The following is a 15,747-nucleotide window of genomic DNA, read 5'->3' as shown; positions in this document are numbered from 1 at the left end:
AAAAAAAGAGCCGATCAGGCTCTTTTTTTATGATAAGATGGAATGCTCATCTTATAGGTTAGTAGTAGTATCACGAATGACACCGTGCTCGGCTTGAAGGCCGCCATTAGCAGCTGCAACACCCATCAAAGCTGTTAAAACCAAAAAAGTTCCTAATAAAATTTTTGCTTTTTTCATCGTAAATACCCCATTTCTTCAATTTTGCTTTTAGCGCGGAACGCCTGGTAAAAATAAGTACTGGCTTTTTCAAACCTTTTTTCATGATGAAGAATAGTAGCAAGAGCTTCGGCATAATCCTGCACAAAACCCCATAACTGCCTTTCTTCAAAGTATTTCAAATGCTCAGTAACAATTCGCTCGATTTCCTCGGAGGGAAGAGTAGAGTACTGGGCATTTAAAATTTGCAGATGGTGAATATATTCTTCATTCTGAATGGCACTGCAAACGTCCATGCCCTGCTGGAGATAATAAAAACCGTTCTCTTGATCTTCCATTTTGAAATATTCCCTTGCGAGCAGAAAGGACAGTTTATGGGGGATAAACTCCTTGCTGTACAGTTCGCTAAGGTGGCGAATGGCAATATCGGACAGGTTTTGTTCAGAATAAAGGAATCCAAGGTTATAGCGTATAAAGTTGAGAAGCTCTTCATCTTTAAACTTCTCAGCGATATCCAGTGAATCCAAAAAATGCTCTTCTGCCTGCTCGTACTGCTTTAAACTAAGGCAGCACAAGCCCAGAATGTTTTCGCAGTCTGCACTTCTTAGGTCGTTTTTTGAAACTTCCTCAAACGTGGTTTTTGCCAGTTTCGCATAGCTGAGAGAAAGCAAAAACTTTCTGGTGTGATAATAGGCAGTAGCCGCTTTATAATAGAACTCGGCAACTTCAATTTTATCTTCAATACTGCCCATAAATCTTTCTGCTTCGTAATAGCAGGCGACAGCCTCCACGTACTGGTTCATACTGTAGGCGAATATACCTTTGAAAAAATGATAATAGAAGGCCATTTCAGGGGATAACTGTCCTTGAAGCAGTTCAAGCTGCTGCAAGAGAACTGCGGTGTCATCAAAATTCTTCTGAATGAGTGAATACCGGATTTCCAGCAGCGAATACCATAAAATCTCATGCTGATCCATTCCGGCAGGATCGATTTGTTCCTGCACTTCCATATTTAATTCTTCGACCACTGCTATATTACGATCCCTCATACTCACATTCCATCGACTGAGCAATTCAATGACTTCAGACGCCTTTTCCGTTTGTAATATCATGATAACTCCCCTTAAGAAGGTTATATAAAAATAGTAGCATATAATGGAAAAAGGAAAATTGGGAAAGTACAGCCTGTTATATAGTAATAATTAAGCAGTAATCTGTCTCATTTTCCCAAGTTATTATAAAATTTTGATTTTTTATCTTTATATGTTTTAGGTTTATAATAGTAGCCATTGTGGTATCTAGCCAAAAGGGAAGGTGGAGATTATGTATAAATTCATCTCGCTTGCCATTGCAGTCGTGCTGCTGGGCGTCTGGCTTGGTTTTTCGAACGGAGAGAAAGCAAAAACTGAAGAAAACATGCCAAAAGCGAAACTAAGCTCAGGATCGCATCCTTTAAATACATTATCTGATGTAGTTGTTTCAACGGAAGATCTTTCGCAGCAAGAGAAAAATATTATGCTCGAACAAGTGATCTCGACTGATAAACTTTTTCCTGATCCGCAGCATTCCGGTGTAACGGCTGACGGCGGAGGCAAAACATACGTAAATGAGAAAGAAAAACCATTAACAGAAGCAAATTCTGAAAAAACAAAACCGCATAAAGAAAAAAAGGAAAAGAAACCAGCCAAAAAAGAAAAACGCATGAAAAACGATACAGCACAGAAAGAAAAACCTGCGAAACCTGAAAAGCCGGCAAAAGAGGAAGAAAAGCCTGTTAAAGTGACAGAACCAGCTGAGAAGCCAGAAGATCAGAAAAAGAAACCGGAATCAAAACCAAAGCCTGAAAAACCCCAGAAACCTGCGGAAGAGGATTCAGATACGGATGACGGTATAGGCGACGGTCAGAGTGACACCGAGCCACAACAGCAGGAAGACAGTGCTCAAATACAGAGCTTAACCCAAGAAAACGGGAGCACAACTGAATAAAAAGGAGGCCATTCCTGTGGAGATGGCCTTTTTTGTTGTGAGGGTGGCGCAAACACCTATTAATTGAGCCGGATTCATCATAATGGAGCGCTCTGATTAATTGAATCGAATTTAAATCCTCCTTTTGTTCATCAACTCTCTGATTAGGGTAGGATACTATGGAAGCTACTTTATCTGGCATAGAGGAGGCCGAATTCGATGTATATTTTTACAGCGAGTGAGATTAAAAACATAGATCAAACCGCACAGAATAGCGGAATGGATGTTTATACCCTGATGGAAAATGCGGGAAGAGCATTATATGAGGCCATTTCGGATCGGGTAACGAAGGAACGCCGGATCCTCGTCATGGCGGGGAAAGGAAATAATGGAGGCGATGGGGTCGTGTTGTCAAGATATCTTCAGCAGAACGGATATCAGTGTGAGCTCGTCCTTCCATCAGGTAAGCCAAGTACGGAACCGGCATTTAAGCATTTTGCATACTATACGGCTTGCGGTCTAAAGGTCTCAGCACGTGGTGGGAACTATGATGTGATCATTGATGCCATGCTTGGTGTTGGATCATCTCCTCCTTTGAGAGGAGAGATCGGTCAAGCGGTACAATGGGCAAATTCTCAGCAGGCTCTAAAGATTGCAGTGGATCTGCCCACAGGGGTCTCGGCAGATGATGGTGAAACCGAAATCGCATTTCAAGCCGATGTTACATTCTGCCTGCATGGCTATAAACCGTCTGCTTTTTTAGAAGGCAGTACAGATTTCTACGGAAAAGCCATCGTCCTTTCTATTGGTTTGCCTCAGCAATCCAATTGGCACGTTTGGACAGAAGAACATGTGAGATCGACATTTCATAAAAGATTTGCCGGTGCTCATAAAGGGACGTTTGGTACCGGGCTTCTGCTTGCAGGTACGGATGAGATGCCGGGAAGTTCGCTTCTGGCGGCTAAAGGGGCAATAAAAAGCGGAATTGGAAAACTAACGATCGGAACGACCCGGTTTGTATCAGGAATCCTGGCGGGCCAGCTGCCAGAAGCGATGTACAAGCATGATGGTCTTGAGGCAGTCGGAGAAGGCGATGTGCCCAATGGCATAAAAGCCTGTGCGATCGGCCCCGGGCTAACTGATCAAAAAAAAACCGACCGGGCATTAGAACACCTATTCGCTGCTGAACTTCAGCTGGTCATTGATGCAGGGGCTTTGAAAAGACGAACGTACCCGAAGAGGAAAGGCTCTGTCATTTTAACCCCGCACCCGGGCGAATTTAGCAGGATGATCGATGTATCGGCAAGTCAGATCCAAAAGAACCGTTTTCATTATGCGTTATCCTATGCTGAAGAACAAGGGGTCATCGTTATTTTAAAAGGGAGGTATACAGTATTGGCCTTTCCTGATGGCTGCCTCCTTGTAAATCCGACTGGCAATGCAGGTCTTGCCAAAGGAGGCACGGGTGATACGCTTACAGGAATGCTGCTAGCTTTTCTGTGCTCGGAAAAGGACGTAAAATCGGCGATTGCCAACGCTGTTTATTTTCATGGGGCCAGTGCAGATTCATGGGCTCAGAAAAATGCCGAGAGAGGGATGCTGGCCAGTGATGTGAGTGAAAATCTTCCCTTCGTAATGAAATCATTCGAGCAATAAATCCAGATTTACGCAAAGCTTCCAAGTTAACATAAATAAAAGTTTATTACAAATAAAAAAGTCGGACGTTCAACTAACAAAGAAAAAGCACGAAAGTAACTAATGGGCAGCGATTTAAGGGATGGTTTTTAATTTTTGGCAATGCTAAACAGGTGACAATTCTTTCAGCAGGGCTGTGAAGCATCTCGAAGATTGATGAGTTAGCAACGCATATAAATTAAAAATAAGTTTCGTAAACCGCAAATACGGATATTTATATGTATGTTTTGTCAAAACGCGTCGAAAAATAATTGGGATAAGGAGTGCAGAAACAAAGGAATTTTGAAGTTTTAAAGGAGGAAGTTCATGTCAGATCAAGGACCATTTAAAAAAACGATATCATTATTAGATCTTATACTCATCGGACTAGGAGCCATTTTTGGATCAGCGTGGCTGTTCGCAGTAAGCAACGTTGCATCGAAAGCAGGGCCTGTTGGAAGTTTTTCCTGGATTATTGGAGGAGTCATCATCTTGCTTATCGGGCTGGTTTATGCTGAACTTGGTGCCGCATTGCCCCGTACAGGCGGAATTTTAAGGTATCCGGTATATTCTCATGGACCGCTTGTAGGATATCTTATTTCCTTTATCACTATTGTCGCTTACACAAGCTTAATTTCAATAGAAGTAACTGCGGTCAGACAGTATATTGCTTATTGGTTCCCGGGACTAACAAAAGCAGGATCCGATTCACCAACCATAGCCGGCTGGCTTGTACAATTCGGATTGCTTTGCCTGTTTTTCCTATTGAACTACTGGAGTGTTAAAACATTTACAAAGTCGAACATTATCATTTCGATTTTTAAGTATTTTGTCCCGCTCACCATCATCGCCGTGTTAGCCTTCCATTTTAAATCCGGAAACTTCTCGGTTGAAGGATTTGCTCCATTCGGTTTCCAAGGTGTTCAAGCCGCTATATCGACAGGTGGTGTCATGTTTGCCTACCTAGGGCTGCATCCCATTGTCTCTGTTGCGGGAGAGGTGAAAAATCCACAACGCAACATTCCAATCGCCCTCATTGTGTGCATCGTTCTTGCCGCTTTGATCTATTCCCTTCTGCAAATTCTCTTTATCGGAGCTATTCCGACAGACATGCTTGGAGAAGGCTGGGGGAAAATTCAGCAGGAGTTTGCTCTGCCGTTTAAAGATATTGCTGTTGCGCTTGGATTAGGTTGGCTCGCAACGATCGTTGTTCTCGATGCCATCATTTCACCTGGCGGGAATGGAAATATCTTTATGAACACAACAGCCCGTTTAGTATATGCTTGGAGCCGGACCGGCACGCTGTTTAATGTTTTTTCAAGAGTGCATGAAAAGACAGGTATACCACGGCCTTCATTATGGCTGTCCTTCGTGCTGTCCGTGTTCTGGACGCTGCCGTTTCCTTCTTGGAACGCGCTCGTCAATGTATGTTCGGTGGCATTGATTCTTTCCTATGCGATTGCTCCGATTTCTTCGGCTGCTTTCCGCTTAAACGCAAAGGATCTCCATAAGCCATTTACCCTTAAAGGGATGAGTATCATTGCTCCTCTGTCATTTATATTCGCGACCTATATTGTATATTGGTCCGGCTGGAAGACGATCTCATGGCTAATCGGTTCACAGCTTTTGATGTTCATCATCTATCTGGTGTTCTCGAAATACGTACCGAAGAAAGAAGTCAGTCTTGCACAGCAATTGAAGTCCTCCTGGTGGCTGGTTGGCTACTATGTGATGATGCTGATCATTTCTTATTTCGGTTCTTTTGGAGGAGGACAAGGCCTATTGAAGAATCCATGGGACCTTATCATCATCGCCATTGGATCTCTGCTGATCTTTTTCTGGGCTAAGCATTCAGGTCTTCCAAAAGCGGTTATCGATAACGATGATGAAGACCTAAAAAAACAGGAACAGAGTATGGAGCAGCCAGCTTCAACATAAGATAGGAATGAAGCAAAAAAGAGCCTCCCGCTAAGGGAGGCTCTTTCTTATCCAAAGAATCAAGTGAGTTGACACTCTTGGGAAAAAGAAGTATATTACTTATTGTTTCTATGTTTTGTGCACAATTTAATTTGAAGTAATACAATATATGGATGATTGATGGAGGGTATACAATGGCAGCGAAAGTTTTTACAGAAGTGATAAATGAGCGTGCTTCAGTAAGAAAATACGATCCTTCTGCAGAACTTACAGCAGAAGAGATTACAGAACTTCTTAAGGATGCGGCTAAGGCTCCGTCTTCCTGGAACCTTCAACATTGGAAGTTCCTCGTGATTCATGATCAGCAAGCAAAAGAACAGCTTCTTCCAATTGCCTACAATCAGGAGCAGGTTGTACAGGCTTCAGCAGTTATTGCAGTATTGGGTGATCTGGAAGCTGATCAAAACGCCGACAGAGTGTATCAAGGGGCTGTGGATAGCGGCTTTATGACAGAAGAAATTAAAACAACGTTAGTAAGCCAGATTAAAGATGCATATGCCACACGTCCGGAGATGGCCCGTGATGAGGCCATCCGAAATGCTTCCCTTGCTTCCATGCAGCTTATGCTCGCGGCAAAGGCCAGAGGCTTGGATACATGTGCAATGGGCGGATTTAATGCTGAAGAGCTTGTTAACCAATTTGGCATTCCTGAAAAGTATCATCCTGTCATGCTGATCTCTGTAGGAAAGGCCGCAAAACCAGCTCATCAAACTGCCCGCTTCCCCATTCAGGAAGCAATTGTATGGAATAAATTTTAACTCATTTGCCATGCAATAAAAGCAGCTCTCAAGGTGAGAGCTGCTTTTTTAGGCTTAAAGCCAGTTTTGTGACCACTGTTCCACTTCTCTCATGATCGGCCCCATGGCCAATCCTTTTCAAGTTCCTTTAAACGCTCAGACAAGAATTCTGCCGCTCACACCGATGGATGATTCAATCGCACAAAAACGGTGGGGTTCGGAAAGAAGCAAATAAATGATCATTCCCGTCCAGCGCTGGCTCATGAGATTCATCGCTTTTTCAAATCGGGGACATAGTTTGAACGTATTCATTGTGCTGCTTCACCTCGCTTATTTCAGTATAACCTTACGATCAAAAAAGAAATATCGATAAAAAAAGTACCAAGCCCTTCTGGCTCGGTACTTTTTGTTACTTTCCGTTGGATACAGGCACAGCATTAAAGTATTCTTCTAACGTTTCTCCCTTGCCCACGATCTTGTGTGCGACAGATTTTCCGACATAACGGATGTGCCAAGGTTCATATTTGTATCCTGTAATGGATTCTTTTCCTTCAGGATAGCGAATAATAAACCCAAAATCAGAAACATGTTCAGCAAGCCATTTGGATTCTTGTGTGTCTCCGAAACAATCCTGTGCAGGGCATTTGCCCCCATCTCCGGCAACATCGATCGCAAGGCCAGTTTCATGCTCACTCGTTCCTGGAAGCGCGCTGTACATTCTTGCTTTTTCATAGCCATCGCGTTTGGCATAATTATTGAACAGCGCGGTTTGAGTCTCATGAGAGCGGTATGCGGACACTCCGGTCAGGTTAATCCCTTCTTTTTTAGCGGCAGCAAACATGTCTTCAAGTGCGTCTGCTGCAGCTTTGCGCATCATTCGTTTTTCGATCTTTTCACTGAAAATAAATGCCACGTCAGGATATACTAGATCAGACGGCTTATAGTTCTCAGGAAGTTTAGAACGTTTGTTTACAAGTACCGGTATGCTTTCAGGATGGGCCGCAACAGAAACGCTGTCGTCATTCTTTTGAGCAGGCTTCTTGTTTTCATCCGCTGAAGGCTCGCTTGGTTCATTCTTTTTCTTCTCCTGATCTTTTTTCGGTTCAGGATCCTGGCTTACATTTCCGTTGCTTTTCTTAGTATCATCATTCTTTTTGTTTTCATCTGTCTTATTTTTTTGAGTCTCACTATTCTTTTTGTCAGCCTCATGTTTTTCCGTTTTGTGAGACGGCTTTTCATTAGCGGTTTTATCATTATTGGAGCAGCCGGCAAATAGAGCAAGGCTTAAGGCTATCGCAGCTCCTGAAACAAATTTTGTTTTCATATGTAAAACTTCCTTTCAAAATTGCTTTGGTAGTCCGACTTCTAATTATAACTGAAGTTTCCCTGTGAAACAAAGGCTGAAACTGAACATTATATGAAAATATCTTAGTACAATGAACAAATACGTTAAACATTCATAAAATAAACTATTAAAAAATTTATATAAATAGGTTTCAGGCTTGTTGATGCCGGGAATATATTTAGAAAACTGGTAAGGAGGGATGCACAATGGATATGAATCAAATTGAGCAGCCTATTACAAAGCCAATGACCCAGTCTGTTCCGAAGCAGCCGCTATTGCAGGCAGCAGGAACATTAAAAAAACCAGATGAAGATCGAAAACCTGAGTATGAATTAACGTTTTTGAATCCAAACTGATTTTCTAGGAGATTGTGCACATGGTGAATTAAAAAGCCTGGACTCACAGGAATGGAGTTCAGGCTATTTAATTTGTTTTCATCCTTTAAGCTCTGGTTCTCAAATGAAACACGAGGTATGATGGATATATATTCCATATATTGGAGGCGAGGGCATGAAAATAGAAGAGATTATCGACACACAAGAAGAGTTCGAGAAACTGCGTTCTCTATGTGGTAAACCCAGCATACGGGCTGCGAACAAAGTCATCCCACAGATTGACAAGCATTGCCGGGATTTTATTTCAATGTCCCCATTTTTAGCTTTGGCGACATCTGATTCGGAAGGCAGATGTGATGTTTCACCAAGGGGAGACGCCCCAGGATTCGTAACAGTGCTGGATGATCACCACTTATTTATCCCGGAACGTCCCGGCAACAAAAGAATGGATTCTGCTCAAAATATTCTAACAAACCCACGGGTTGGTCTGTTATTTATGATTCCCGGCCTCGGTGAAACGCTGAGAGTGAACGGAACCGCGATACTCTGCCGTGACAAGGTGCTCTTGGAGTTAAATGCTGTCAATGGAAAACTGCCGTTGTTTGGGATTCTGGTGAAGGCGGAGGAATGCTACTTGCATTGTGCCAAAGCGTTTATCCGATCCGGGCTCTGGAGTCCGGAATCATGGATGCCGCAAGAATCACTGCCTTCTGCAGCTGCAATGATGGCCGCTCATATGAACATTCCAAATATGAGTGCAGAACAGGTAGAAGAGAGCTTGCAGGAAGGGTACAGAGACCGCCTTTATTAGCACGGTGCCCTGACACCGATGGGAGGAATAAGCCATGAATGAAAACGATGAGATTAGAAGACAACTGCTTGAAGCGGTTTGCGGGTTAAGCGATGACCAGTTAAATGAACCGGAGGAAAAGGGCAGATGGTCGATCATGCAGACGATGCATCATTTATATCTCATGGAAAGGTCCATAGCGATCATCATTTCAAACCGCTTAAAAAGCAAAATCTCGATGCCTGCTGAACAAAAACCAATTGATTTGACCGTGGACCGAAGCAGGAAAGTGGGTGCTCCTGTTTTTGTTGTTCCTACAAAACGGTACCTGACACTTGAAAAAATAAAAGAAAAGCTGGAAGAATCCCGTAAAGAGCTGAAAAAGGTTGAGAACAGTGCCAATACAGACGCTTTAGAACAAAAGTCCTTTCCGCACCCGGTATTCGGCCCGATGTCATTGAAGCAATGGATCCCTTTCGTTGGTTACCACGAAAAAAGACATTTGGCTCAAATCGAGGAAATTAAGGAAAAGGTTCTTTCGCGTCAGTTGAACTCGCTGTAGATTTCCGAGTTGACTTATCGGAATAGCTGTCTTAGAATTTTACTCATACACAATCAAAAGGTTGCTGATCAGAAAACTGAAGGCACCGCGGTGCACGTTCTTCCTTATGCACCACGGTGCTTTTTGCGGTTCTTTTCCGGTAAGGAATAATGGAGGTATGTTATGTCATTCAGCTACATCAGCCATCTGGAATGTCCAAAATGCGCAAATATTTATGCGCATCATGAGCTTAATCAATTGTGCGAGTGCGGTTCACCTCTTCTAGTAAACTATTGCTTAGATGAGCTGAAAAAGGATAATGAAATCATCGATAAAGAAAGGAATGACCTTTGGAGGTACCATAAACTTCTCCCGGTTACTGATCCTGACCATGTGGTGACACTCGGAGAGGGAATGACACCTCTATTGCCAATGCCGGTTCTTGGTAAAAAGCTCGGGATTGCCAACCTGTTCATGAAGGATGAGGGAATGATACCTACCGGATCCTTTAAAGCAAGAGGATCAGCGGTAGGCGTTTCAAAAGCCAAGGAGCTTGGTGTCACGCAGCTCGCCATGCCGACCAATGGAAATGCAGGGGCAGCCTGGTCGCTCTATTCAGCAAGAGCAGGCATTAAACCGTTCATAGTCATGCCGTTGGATGCTCCTGCAATCACGAGAAAAGAAGTTGCGATTTCCGGTGCAGAGCTTATTCTTGTAGATGGCCTGATCAGTGATGCAGGTAAGATTGTTGCTTCACTAGTGAAAGAAGAAGACTACTATGATGCATCGACGTTAAAAGAGCCTTACCGGGTAGAGGGTAAGAAAACGATGGGCTATGAAATTCTTGAGCAGACAGAAAGCCATCCACCAGATGTTATTTTGTATCCGACTGGTGGAGGAGTCGGGCTGATCGGGATCTATAAGGCATTAAAGGAGTTCAGGGAACTGGGCCTCTTTAAAGGAGCGCAATTGCCACGTCTAGTCGCTGTTCAGGCAGAGGGATGCGCGCCGATCGTAAAAGCTTGGGAAGAAAACAAGAATGAATCGGAGTTCTGGGAAAATTCCAAGACAGCTGCATTTGGAATCAATGTCCCGAAAGCAATTGGAGATTTTCTCGTCCTTGAAGCGATTTATGAAACGGAGGGATGTGCTGTTGCTGTTTCTGAAGAGGAGATCAGTCAGGCACAGCGCCAAATCGCAGAACTCGAAGGAAGTTTTATTTGTCCAGAGGGGGCAGCAGTTTTTGCAGCAGCAAAAACACTGAGGGAAAAAGGCTGGATCAAGGCAGATGAAAAGGTGATTTGCCTAAATACAGGACAAGGGATCAAGTACCCGGATTCGGTCACTGTTCAACCACCAGTCCTGCAGCCTGGAGAAGTTATGCCAAAAGAGTGAATGTTTAGTCTTGACTTTAGAATGGAAACACATATAATGATAAACAACAGAATAAAAATTACCTTATATTTCTTATTTAGAGAGGTGGAGGGATCTGGCCCTTTGAAGCCTCGGCAGCGGGCTCTTTATGAGCACTGTGCCAATTCCACAAGCAATCGGCTTGAATGATAAGAAGAGTGTGATTTAATGATGGCGATTCAACCTCTTCTTGTGCGTATTTGCTTCCGCAAGAAGAGGTTTTTATTTGTTTATAAAACCGACTAATTCACTATGAAATATAAGGGTTTGCTGATTGGTCAACCAATGGCACTTCGTCATGAAAATGGCGGTGTTTATTTTTTTGTTACCAGCTCTTGTTAGTCAATGCTTTAACAAAGAGGAGGGATTTTTATGGTAAATCAATTAAAGAAAGCTGTGGAAACGAAAAGGAATCAGCTGATTCATCAACTGATCACCATGGACGTTTATAAGAAAGATGAGCGTCACTTATTTCAGCTGACACTTACCGACCTGGAAGAGGAGTATGAAAAGGCAGCGGGCGGGAAGAATTTCCTGCCACGGGTTAAATAATATTATTGGAGAATTCTTGCTTTATTCGAGCCTGTTCCTCTTTTATTCTGAAATCTGTGCATCGGTCTTCGCAGCAGCAGGGCAGCTGAAAGAAAAATAACGGGGAAAAGCAGCAGATGGTATAGATGAGAAAGTACAACCTCTTTAATAATCCCCCCGGTTGCTTCACGCAATAAACTGACTCCATAAGTAAAGGGCATATACGGATTAAGTTTTTGAAAGAAGGAAGAGGTCATTGTCACAGGAAATGTCCCGCCTGAACTTGAAAACTGCAGAACGAGAAAAATAACCGAGAGGCCTTTTCCGACATTTCCAAAGATGGATACAAGTGTATAAGTGAGAATGACAAAGACGACGCTCATAAAATGGTAAACAAAACAAACCAAATCTTATCGACAATGTAAGCATGTATAATATACAGATCACCCAGGATACAACAAGGCCCTGAAGCATGCCGATCGAGGCAAAGGTAAGAAGCCTTCCAAAATAAAAAGAAAGCGGGGAAACTTTGCCTTCACTAGGTACTTCACCTACTCTGAGGAAGAGATGAGCAGCATGCCTCCTACCCACAGTGCCAGCAAGGTATAAAAAGGTGTCATCGCTGAGCCGTAATTGGGAATCGGAAAAATCTTCTTCTCCTTCAAGGTGATCGGAGATGCCAGAAAATCACTTTCCTTTTGAGCATCGTTTTTTAAGGCTTTAATGATATCTATAAGATTGTTGTTCCGTTCAAAATCTCTGATTTTGTCAGCGGTACGGGTGATCGATCTCTCCATGGCAGGCAGATCTTTTTTTGCAAACAGTGCTGCCCGGTGGACCGATCGTTCAAGCTTTGGCAGCTGTGTATCCAGTAATACAGCTGTTTTTTGGAGGTCATGCTTAGCTGCTGGCCAATCGTTTCGTATAAACTCCGCTGCGTGTTTAATGTTCTGTACGAGTGCCGGCCAGTCAGGCTGGGCAGTTGAAAACAGATTGTGCAGGGGATTCAAATAGGATGCAGTTCGTTCTGTAAGAATCCCTTTGTTTTGGCAATCATATTCTCGAGATCCTGCAGGTGCCTTTTCATCGCTTGCAGTTCGGCAGGCTCAAAAGATACCTCTGGATTGGTTTTATTTGCAGCATTGCCCATTGCAATGGCTTCATCTATTGCAGACTTAAGATCAATAAGTGATTGTTCGAGATTTGCTGCTATATCATCTGCAGACTCCAATTTTGCCAAATTGTCCTGAAGAAGAGCGAGTTGATCTAACACGCGCTTCATTTGCGGAAGTTTTTCTTCCGTTTGCAGGATAACATCACCAAGCCTTTCGATTGTCGGGATGCTCATTTGAAGTTTTTTCTTCATTTTTGCTCGTTTATCTAATTCATTCATCTTTTGGTCAAGAAAGATAAGCTGTTCTCCCATTTGATTGAACTTGGAAAACTCCTTTTCAAGAAAGAATATCTTTTGTTCAAAGCTGAGTATGTTTGGCAATTCTTTTTCAAGTGTAATTCCAGCTTCGTTAAATTTTTTAAATATGGTGTTTCCTACGCTCTTCGTAAAGTTGTCGCTAACTTGATTGATGATGGTTGAGACTCCTGACTGTGTAATTTTAGGGGAGACCGCGTTGATTTTTTCATTGACTGTATATATGATTTCAGGCTTCTCAGGGTCTTCGCTCGCAATGCTTGAAATCTTACGCGAAAAGTCGGGAGGTATGTAAAGGCTGGCGTAATATTTTCCGTTGAGGACCCCATCACGGGCCGTTTTATTATCTACGAATGTCCAGCCTAATTTATCGTTGTGCCTTAAATTTTTAACGACTTGCCTGCCTAAATTGATGGGCTGGTCCTGCAGCATAGCACCTGTATCCTCATTTACGATGGCAATTTTTATGCCTGACGTATTTCGTAAGGATCCCACATGGCCTTGATATTTACCCAGGCATAAACAGAAGGCAGCACAATTAACCCAAAGATCAGCAGGGCTGCAGTGGGGATAGTCAATATGTCCTTCCAATCCAAACGGTATACCTGAAACATATTTTTCATCATCCATATATCCTTTTCTAAGCAATGAATTTATGATAGCAATCAAACGTTTTTGCATAGTCTTTGTTTGAAACAGAAGTTTATGTAAAGGCGCTTTTCATGTGAGAAAGCATTGGACACAACCTGCGAGGATATGGTGTACTAATATAGGAATCTTATGTAATGGAGGATTATGAGATTGAACAAACAGATGGCTGCTCAAATTCTTTCTGATCTCCGTAGTGGAGATCTTAGTGAATACATCGTTATAAAAGAAGAATTTTTTGTTTTTCGTGAAGTCCTCGTTAAGCAAGAGGACAAGAAATCGTTCCGCGGATTCATCGTCCCGGGAGGCGGGGGAAACGTAAAATATCTTTATCAGCCGGGCTGGACAGCGTAATTGATGCGAGCTGGGTCTTCAGAGTTCTGGATTCTTACAAAAAAAGACCGGTTCCCTTCTTTGGGGAACCGGTCTTTTTTATTTTATGATGATCACTGGGCATTCTGCGGTATGGGCAACCTGATGACTGACACTTCCTAGGAATGCTTCTTTTATAATGCCTTTCCCTGTGTTTCCCATAACGATGGCATCGTAATGGTGTTCTTTTGCGTTGAAGTGATGATTTGAGAAGGCTCCCCGCTAACGGCATGAGTTTCAAAAGGAATGCCTGATTCAGAGAGATAATGAACGGCAGGCTGCAGCAGTTCCTTGTACTCTTCTTCGAGTAATTCATCCACATCAATATTAAGGGGAGGTTCCTGTAATGGAACGTTTTTGTTTACATGCAGAATCGATACAATTTCAGCGTCCATATGTTGTGCAAGTTCCACACCGTGCTGAAGCGCGTGAACAGAAGGAGCGGAACCATCAAATGCAATTAAGATTTTATTGTACATTGTGGTGACCTTCCTTTCCTTTAATGAGAGATGGAGTCGACATGGATAAGGTGTTTACGGCCCAAAGCAACAACAAGCATGGCGAATAAAACAAAGATTGCCCCGGTTACAAACGGAACATGCGAAGAATAGGTTTCAGCCAGCTTATTCGCAAGCCATGGTCCAATAGCACCACCGATGAAACGAACAAAGCTGTATGCGGCTGATGCGGTCGCACGCTCAACAGGGGCTACCTGCATGACTGCAGTTGTGATCAACGTATTATTCGTGCCAAGGAAAAGGCCGGCAACGATAACCGCAACAATAACTACTGTACTTGATTCCGTCCAAATTCCCATAGCGAGAAGGGTCAGTGCGAAAAAGATGAGCATTGCACACATCGATTTTACTGTGCCGAATCTTGCTTGAATTTTTGGTGCAACAAATACGGAAGTGATGGCTAAACAAAGACCCCATCCGAGAAAGACGTAGCCAAGGCCGTGTTCGTCTAAATCCATCACAAATGGCGAATAGGCCATAAGCGTAAAGAAACCAATATTGTAAAGGAAAGCGGTGAGACCGAGTCGAAGAAGCCCAGGATATTTCAAGGCTCTGATCGGATCGAGTACAGAACTCTTAGCTTTCGGTTTCGGAACATGAGGCATTTTCAGCAACAAGGCAAAGAATGCGATGACCATCAATACGCTGACTCCATAAAAAGGGCCACGCCATGAAATGGATCCAAGCTCACCGCCAAGTAAAGGTCCAACAGATATCCCTAATCCAATGGCTGCCTCATATAAGATAATAGCTTTTGCAGTTCCTCCGATGGACAAGCCAACGATGGCAGATAATGCGGTAGCGATGAACAATGAATTTCCTAAACCCCATCCGCCTCGGAAACCAACGATTTGTGAAATTTCGTTCGAAGAACCTGCCAATGCAGAAAAAACAATAATGAATAAGATACCGGACAACAAGGTCCACTTGATGCCTACACGGCTGGAGACCACACCGGAAATGAGCATTGCAACACCGGTAATTAAATTGTAGCTGGAAAATAATAATGAAACCTGGCTCGGAGTAGCGTTAAGCTGATGAGCAATAGCAGGCAGGATAGGATCGACAAGACCTAATCCCATAAATGAAATAATGGTGGCAAAGAAGATGACCCAGATCACAAGCGGCTGTTTGCCTGGCTGTTCCTGGATACTCAAAGCTTCTTGTTTCATACCTAAAACCCCTTTTTCTGGAAAATAGAATAAAAAAATAAAGTAACGCACTGTTCTACCCAAAAAATTATAATACAAGCTAACCTTGACGTCAACGTAAACATTTCCTTTTTTATTTCTTTTTGTGGTATTTTTATAAAGAGT

Annotated in this window: 17 protein-coding genes, 2 pseudogenes and 1 riboswitch; of the genes and pseudogenes, 10 read left to right on the top strand and 9 right to left on the bottom strand. The window is 43.0% G+C overall.

The genetic code is table 11. The features are described 5' to 3' along the window. Nucleotides 1–51: 51 nt before the first annotated feature. The gene (locus QYF49_RS14925) at nt 52–177 is read right to left on the bottom strand and encodes a hypothetical protein (RefSeq protein WP_290400349.1); all 126 of its coding nucleotides are present in this window, start codon (nt 175–177) and stop codon (nt 52–54) included. Then, nucleotides 174–1,268: a tetratricopeptide repeat protein gene (locus QYF49_RS14920; protein WP_290400348.1), complete on the bottom strand. Its 1,095-nt coding sequence runs from the start codon at nt 1,266–1,268 to the stop codon at nt 174–176. Before QYF49_RS14920 ends, QYF49_RS14925 begins: the two co-directional genes overlap by 4 nt. Before the next feature lie 211 nt (nt 1,269–1,479). Here QYF49_RS14920 and QYF49_RS14915 point away from each other — a divergent pair, with 211 nt between their 5' ends. The 4 genes from QYF49_RS14915 to QYF49_RS14900 all read left to right on the top strand — a co-directional run bounded on the left by QYF49_RS14915 (nt 1,480) and on the right by QYF49_RS14900 (nt 6,530). Continuing rightward, entirely contained in the window at nt 1,480–2,142 is a 663-nt protein-coding gene (locus tag QYF49_RS14915; protein WP_290400347.1) for a hypothetical protein, read from the top strand. A gap of 198 nt (nt 2,143–2,340) precedes the next feature. Then, nucleotides 2,341–3,777, top strand: a complete 1,437-nt coding sequence (locus QYF49_RS14910; protein ID WP_290400346.1) for an NAD(P)H-hydrate dehydratase — start codon at nt 2,341–2,343, stop codon at nt 3,775–3,777. A gap of 345 nt (nt 3,778–4,122) precedes the next feature. After that, nucleotides 4,123–5,733, top strand: coding sequence for an APC family permease (locus QYF49_RS14905; RefSeq protein ID WP_290400345.1), 1,611 nt, complete (start codon nt 4,123–4,125; stop codon nt 5,731–5,733). Nucleotides 5,734–5,906: 173 nt separating this feature from the next. After that, a complete protein-coding gene (locus QYF49_RS14900) occupies nt 5,907–6,530 on the top strand; it encodes a nitroreductase family protein (protein ID WP_290400344.1) in 624 nt (207 codons plus the stop codon). A gap of 54 nt (nt 6,531–6,584) precedes the next feature. Here QYF49_RS14900 and QYF49_RS14895 read toward each other — a convergent pair. Beyond that, a pseudogene (locus QYF49_RS14895) lies at nt 6,585–6,821 on the bottom strand (winged helix-turn-helix transcriptional regulator). Between the two features lie 97 nt (nt 6,822–6,918). Continuing rightward, nucleotides 6,919–7,833, bottom strand: a complete 915-nt coding sequence (locus QYF49_RS14890) for a D-alanyl-D-alanine carboxypeptidase family protein (RefSeq protein ID WP_290400343.1) — start codon at nt 7,831–7,833, stop codon at nt 6,919–6,921. Between the two features lie 227 nt (nt 7,834–8,060). Here QYF49_RS14890 and QYF49_RS14885 point away from each other — a divergent pair, with 227 nt between their 5' ends. From QYF49_RS14885 to QYF49_RS14865, 5 genes are all read left to right on the top strand, one after another. Then, a complete protein-coding gene (locus QYF49_RS14885; protein ID WP_290400342.1) occupies nt 8,061–8,210 on the top strand; it encodes a hypothetical protein in 150 nt (49 codons plus the stop codon). 154 nt (nt 8,211–8,364) lie between these two features. After that, entirely contained in the window at nt 8,365–9,000 is a 636-nt protein-coding gene (locus tag QYF49_RS14880) for a pyridoxamine 5'-phosphate oxidase family protein (protein WP_290400341.1), read from the top strand. Nucleotides 9,001–9,034: 34 nt separating this feature from the next. Continuing rightward, complete coding sequence (locus tag QYF49_RS14875) at nt 9,035–9,541, top strand: DinB family protein (RefSeq protein ID WP_290400340.1); 507 nt, start codon at nt 9,035–9,037, stop codon at nt 9,539–9,541. Between the two features lie 162 nt (nt 9,542–9,703). Continuing rightward, nucleotides 9,704–10,915: a threonine synthase gene (locus tag QYF49_RS14870; RefSeq protein ID WP_290400339.1), complete on the top strand. Its 1,212-nt coding sequence runs from the start codon at nt 9,704–9,706 to the stop codon at nt 10,913–10,915. A gap of 69 nt (nt 10,916–10,984) precedes the next feature. Further along, nucleotides 10,985–11,089: riboswitch (SAM riboswitch) on the top strand. Between the two features lie 216 nt (nt 11,090–11,305). Next, entirely contained in the window at nt 11,306–11,485 is a 180-nt protein-coding gene (locus QYF49_RS14865) for a Fur-regulated basic protein FbpA (protein WP_290400338.1), read from the top strand. A gap of 2 nt (nt 11,486–11,487) precedes the next feature. Here the strand turns inward: QYF49_RS14865 and QYF49_RS14860 are convergent, their stop codons facing one another. From QYF49_RS14860 to QYF49_RS14850, 3 genes are all read right to left on the bottom strand, one after another. After that, nucleotides 11,488–11,847 carry an ABC-2 transporter permease gene (locus QYF49_RS14860; protein ID WP_290400337.1) on the bottom strand — a complete coding sequence of 120 codons (360 nt, stop codon included), beginning with the start codon at nt 11,845–11,847 and terminating at the stop codon, nt 11,488–11,490. A gap of 168 nt (nt 11,848–12,015) precedes the next feature. Further along, nucleotides 12,016–12,474, bottom strand: coding sequence for a hypothetical protein (locus QYF49_RS14855; RefSeq protein WP_290400336.1), 459 nt, complete (start codon nt 12,472–12,474; stop codon nt 12,016–12,018). Continuing rightward, a complete protein-coding gene (locus tag QYF49_RS14850; RefSeq protein ID WP_290400335.1) occupies nt 12,471–13,523 on the bottom strand; it encodes a YhgE/Pip domain-containing protein in 1,053 nt (350 codons plus the stop codon). The genes QYF49_RS14855 and QYF49_RS14850 overlap by 4 nt, the downstream gene beginning before the upstream one ends. Before the next feature lie 171 nt (nt 13,524–13,694). On the opposite strand from QYF49_RS14850, the gene QYF49_RS14845 reads away from it, so the two are divergent. Then, a complete protein-coding gene (locus QYF49_RS14845) occupies nt 13,695–13,895 on the top strand; it encodes a hypothetical protein (RefSeq protein WP_290400334.1) in 201 nt (66 codons plus the stop codon). A gap of 78 nt (nt 13,896–13,973) precedes the next feature. On the opposite strand, the pseudogene QYF49_RS14840 reads toward QYF49_RS14845, so the two are convergent. Then, nucleotides 13,974–14,392, bottom strand: a pseudogene (locus tag QYF49_RS14840) (universal stress protein). A 20-nt stretch (nt 14,393–14,412) separates the two neighbouring features. Then, the gene (locus QYF49_RS14835; protein WP_290400333.1) at nt 14,413–15,603 is read right to left on the bottom strand and encodes an MFS transporter; all 1,191 of its coding nucleotides are present in this window, start codon (nt 15,601–15,603) and stop codon (nt 14,413–14,415) included. Nucleotides 15,604–15,747 lie beyond the last annotated feature (144 nt).

It is taken from the genome of Fictibacillus terranigra (assembly GCF_030412265.1).
Classification (GTDB): Bacteria; Bacillota; Bacilli; order Bacillales; family Fictibacillaceae; genus Fictibacillus_C; species Fictibacillus_C terrinigri.
Note: the sequence above shows the minus strand (reverse complement) of the source record. Positions and strands in the feature narration are given on the sequence as shown.

Coding starts and splice junctions, on each gene's coding strand:
- QYF49_RS14905 (WP_290400345.1), top strand. CDS start 4,123: ATGTCAGATCAAGGACCATTTAAAAAAACGATATCATTATTAGATCTT.
- QYF49_RS14860 (WP_290400337.1), bottom strand. CDS start 11,847: ATGAGCGTCGTCTTTGTCATTCTCACTTATACACTTGTATCCATCTTT.
- QYF49_RS14890 (WP_290400343.1), bottom strand. CDS start 7,833: ATGAAAACAAAATTTGTTTCAGGAGCTGCGATAGCCTTAAGCCTTGCT.
- QYF49_RS14865 (WP_290400338.1), top strand. CDS start 11,306: ATGGTAAATCAATTAAAGAAAGCTGTGGAAACGAAAAGGAATCAGCTG.
- QYF49_RS14835 (WP_290400333.1), bottom strand. CDS start 15,603: ATGAAACAAGAAGCTTTGAGTATCCAGGAACAGCCAGGCAAACAGCCG.
- QYF49_RS14850 (WP_290400335.1), bottom strand. CDS start 13,523: ATGGATGATGAAAAATATGTTTCAGGTATACCGTTTGGATTGGAAGGA.
- QYF49_RS14880 (WP_290400341.1), top strand. CDS start 8,365: ATGAAAATAGAAGAGATTATCGACACACAAGAAGAGTTCGAGAAACTG.
- QYF49_RS14875 (WP_290400340.1), top strand. CDS start 9,035: ATGAATGAAAACGATGAGATTAGAAGACAACTGCTTGAAGCGGTTTGC.
- QYF49_RS14915 (WP_290400347.1), top strand. CDS start 1,480: ATGTATAAATTCATCTCGCTTGCCATTGCAGTCGTGCTGCTGGGCGTC.
- QYF49_RS14900 (WP_290400344.1), top strand. CDS start 5,907: ATGGCAGCGAAAGTTTTTACAGAAGTGATAAATGAGCGTGCTTCAGTA.
- QYF49_RS14925 (WP_290400349.1), bottom strand. CDS start 177: ATGAAAAAAGCAAAAATTTTATTAGGAACTTTTTTGGTTTTAACAGCT.
- QYF49_RS14885 (WP_290400342.1), top strand. CDS start 8,061: ATGGATATGAATCAAATTGAGCAGCCTATTACAAAGCCAATGACCCAG.
- QYF49_RS14870 (WP_290400339.1), top strand. CDS start 9,704: ATGTCATTCAGCTACATCAGCCATCTGGAATGTCCAAAATGCGCAAAT.
- QYF49_RS14910 (WP_290400346.1), top strand. CDS start 2,341: ATGTATATTTTTACAGCGAGTGAGATTAAAAACATAGATCAAACCGCA.
- QYF49_RS14920 (WP_290400348.1), bottom strand. CDS start 1,268: ATGATATTACAAACGGAAAAGGCGTCTGAAGTCATTGAATTGCTCAGT.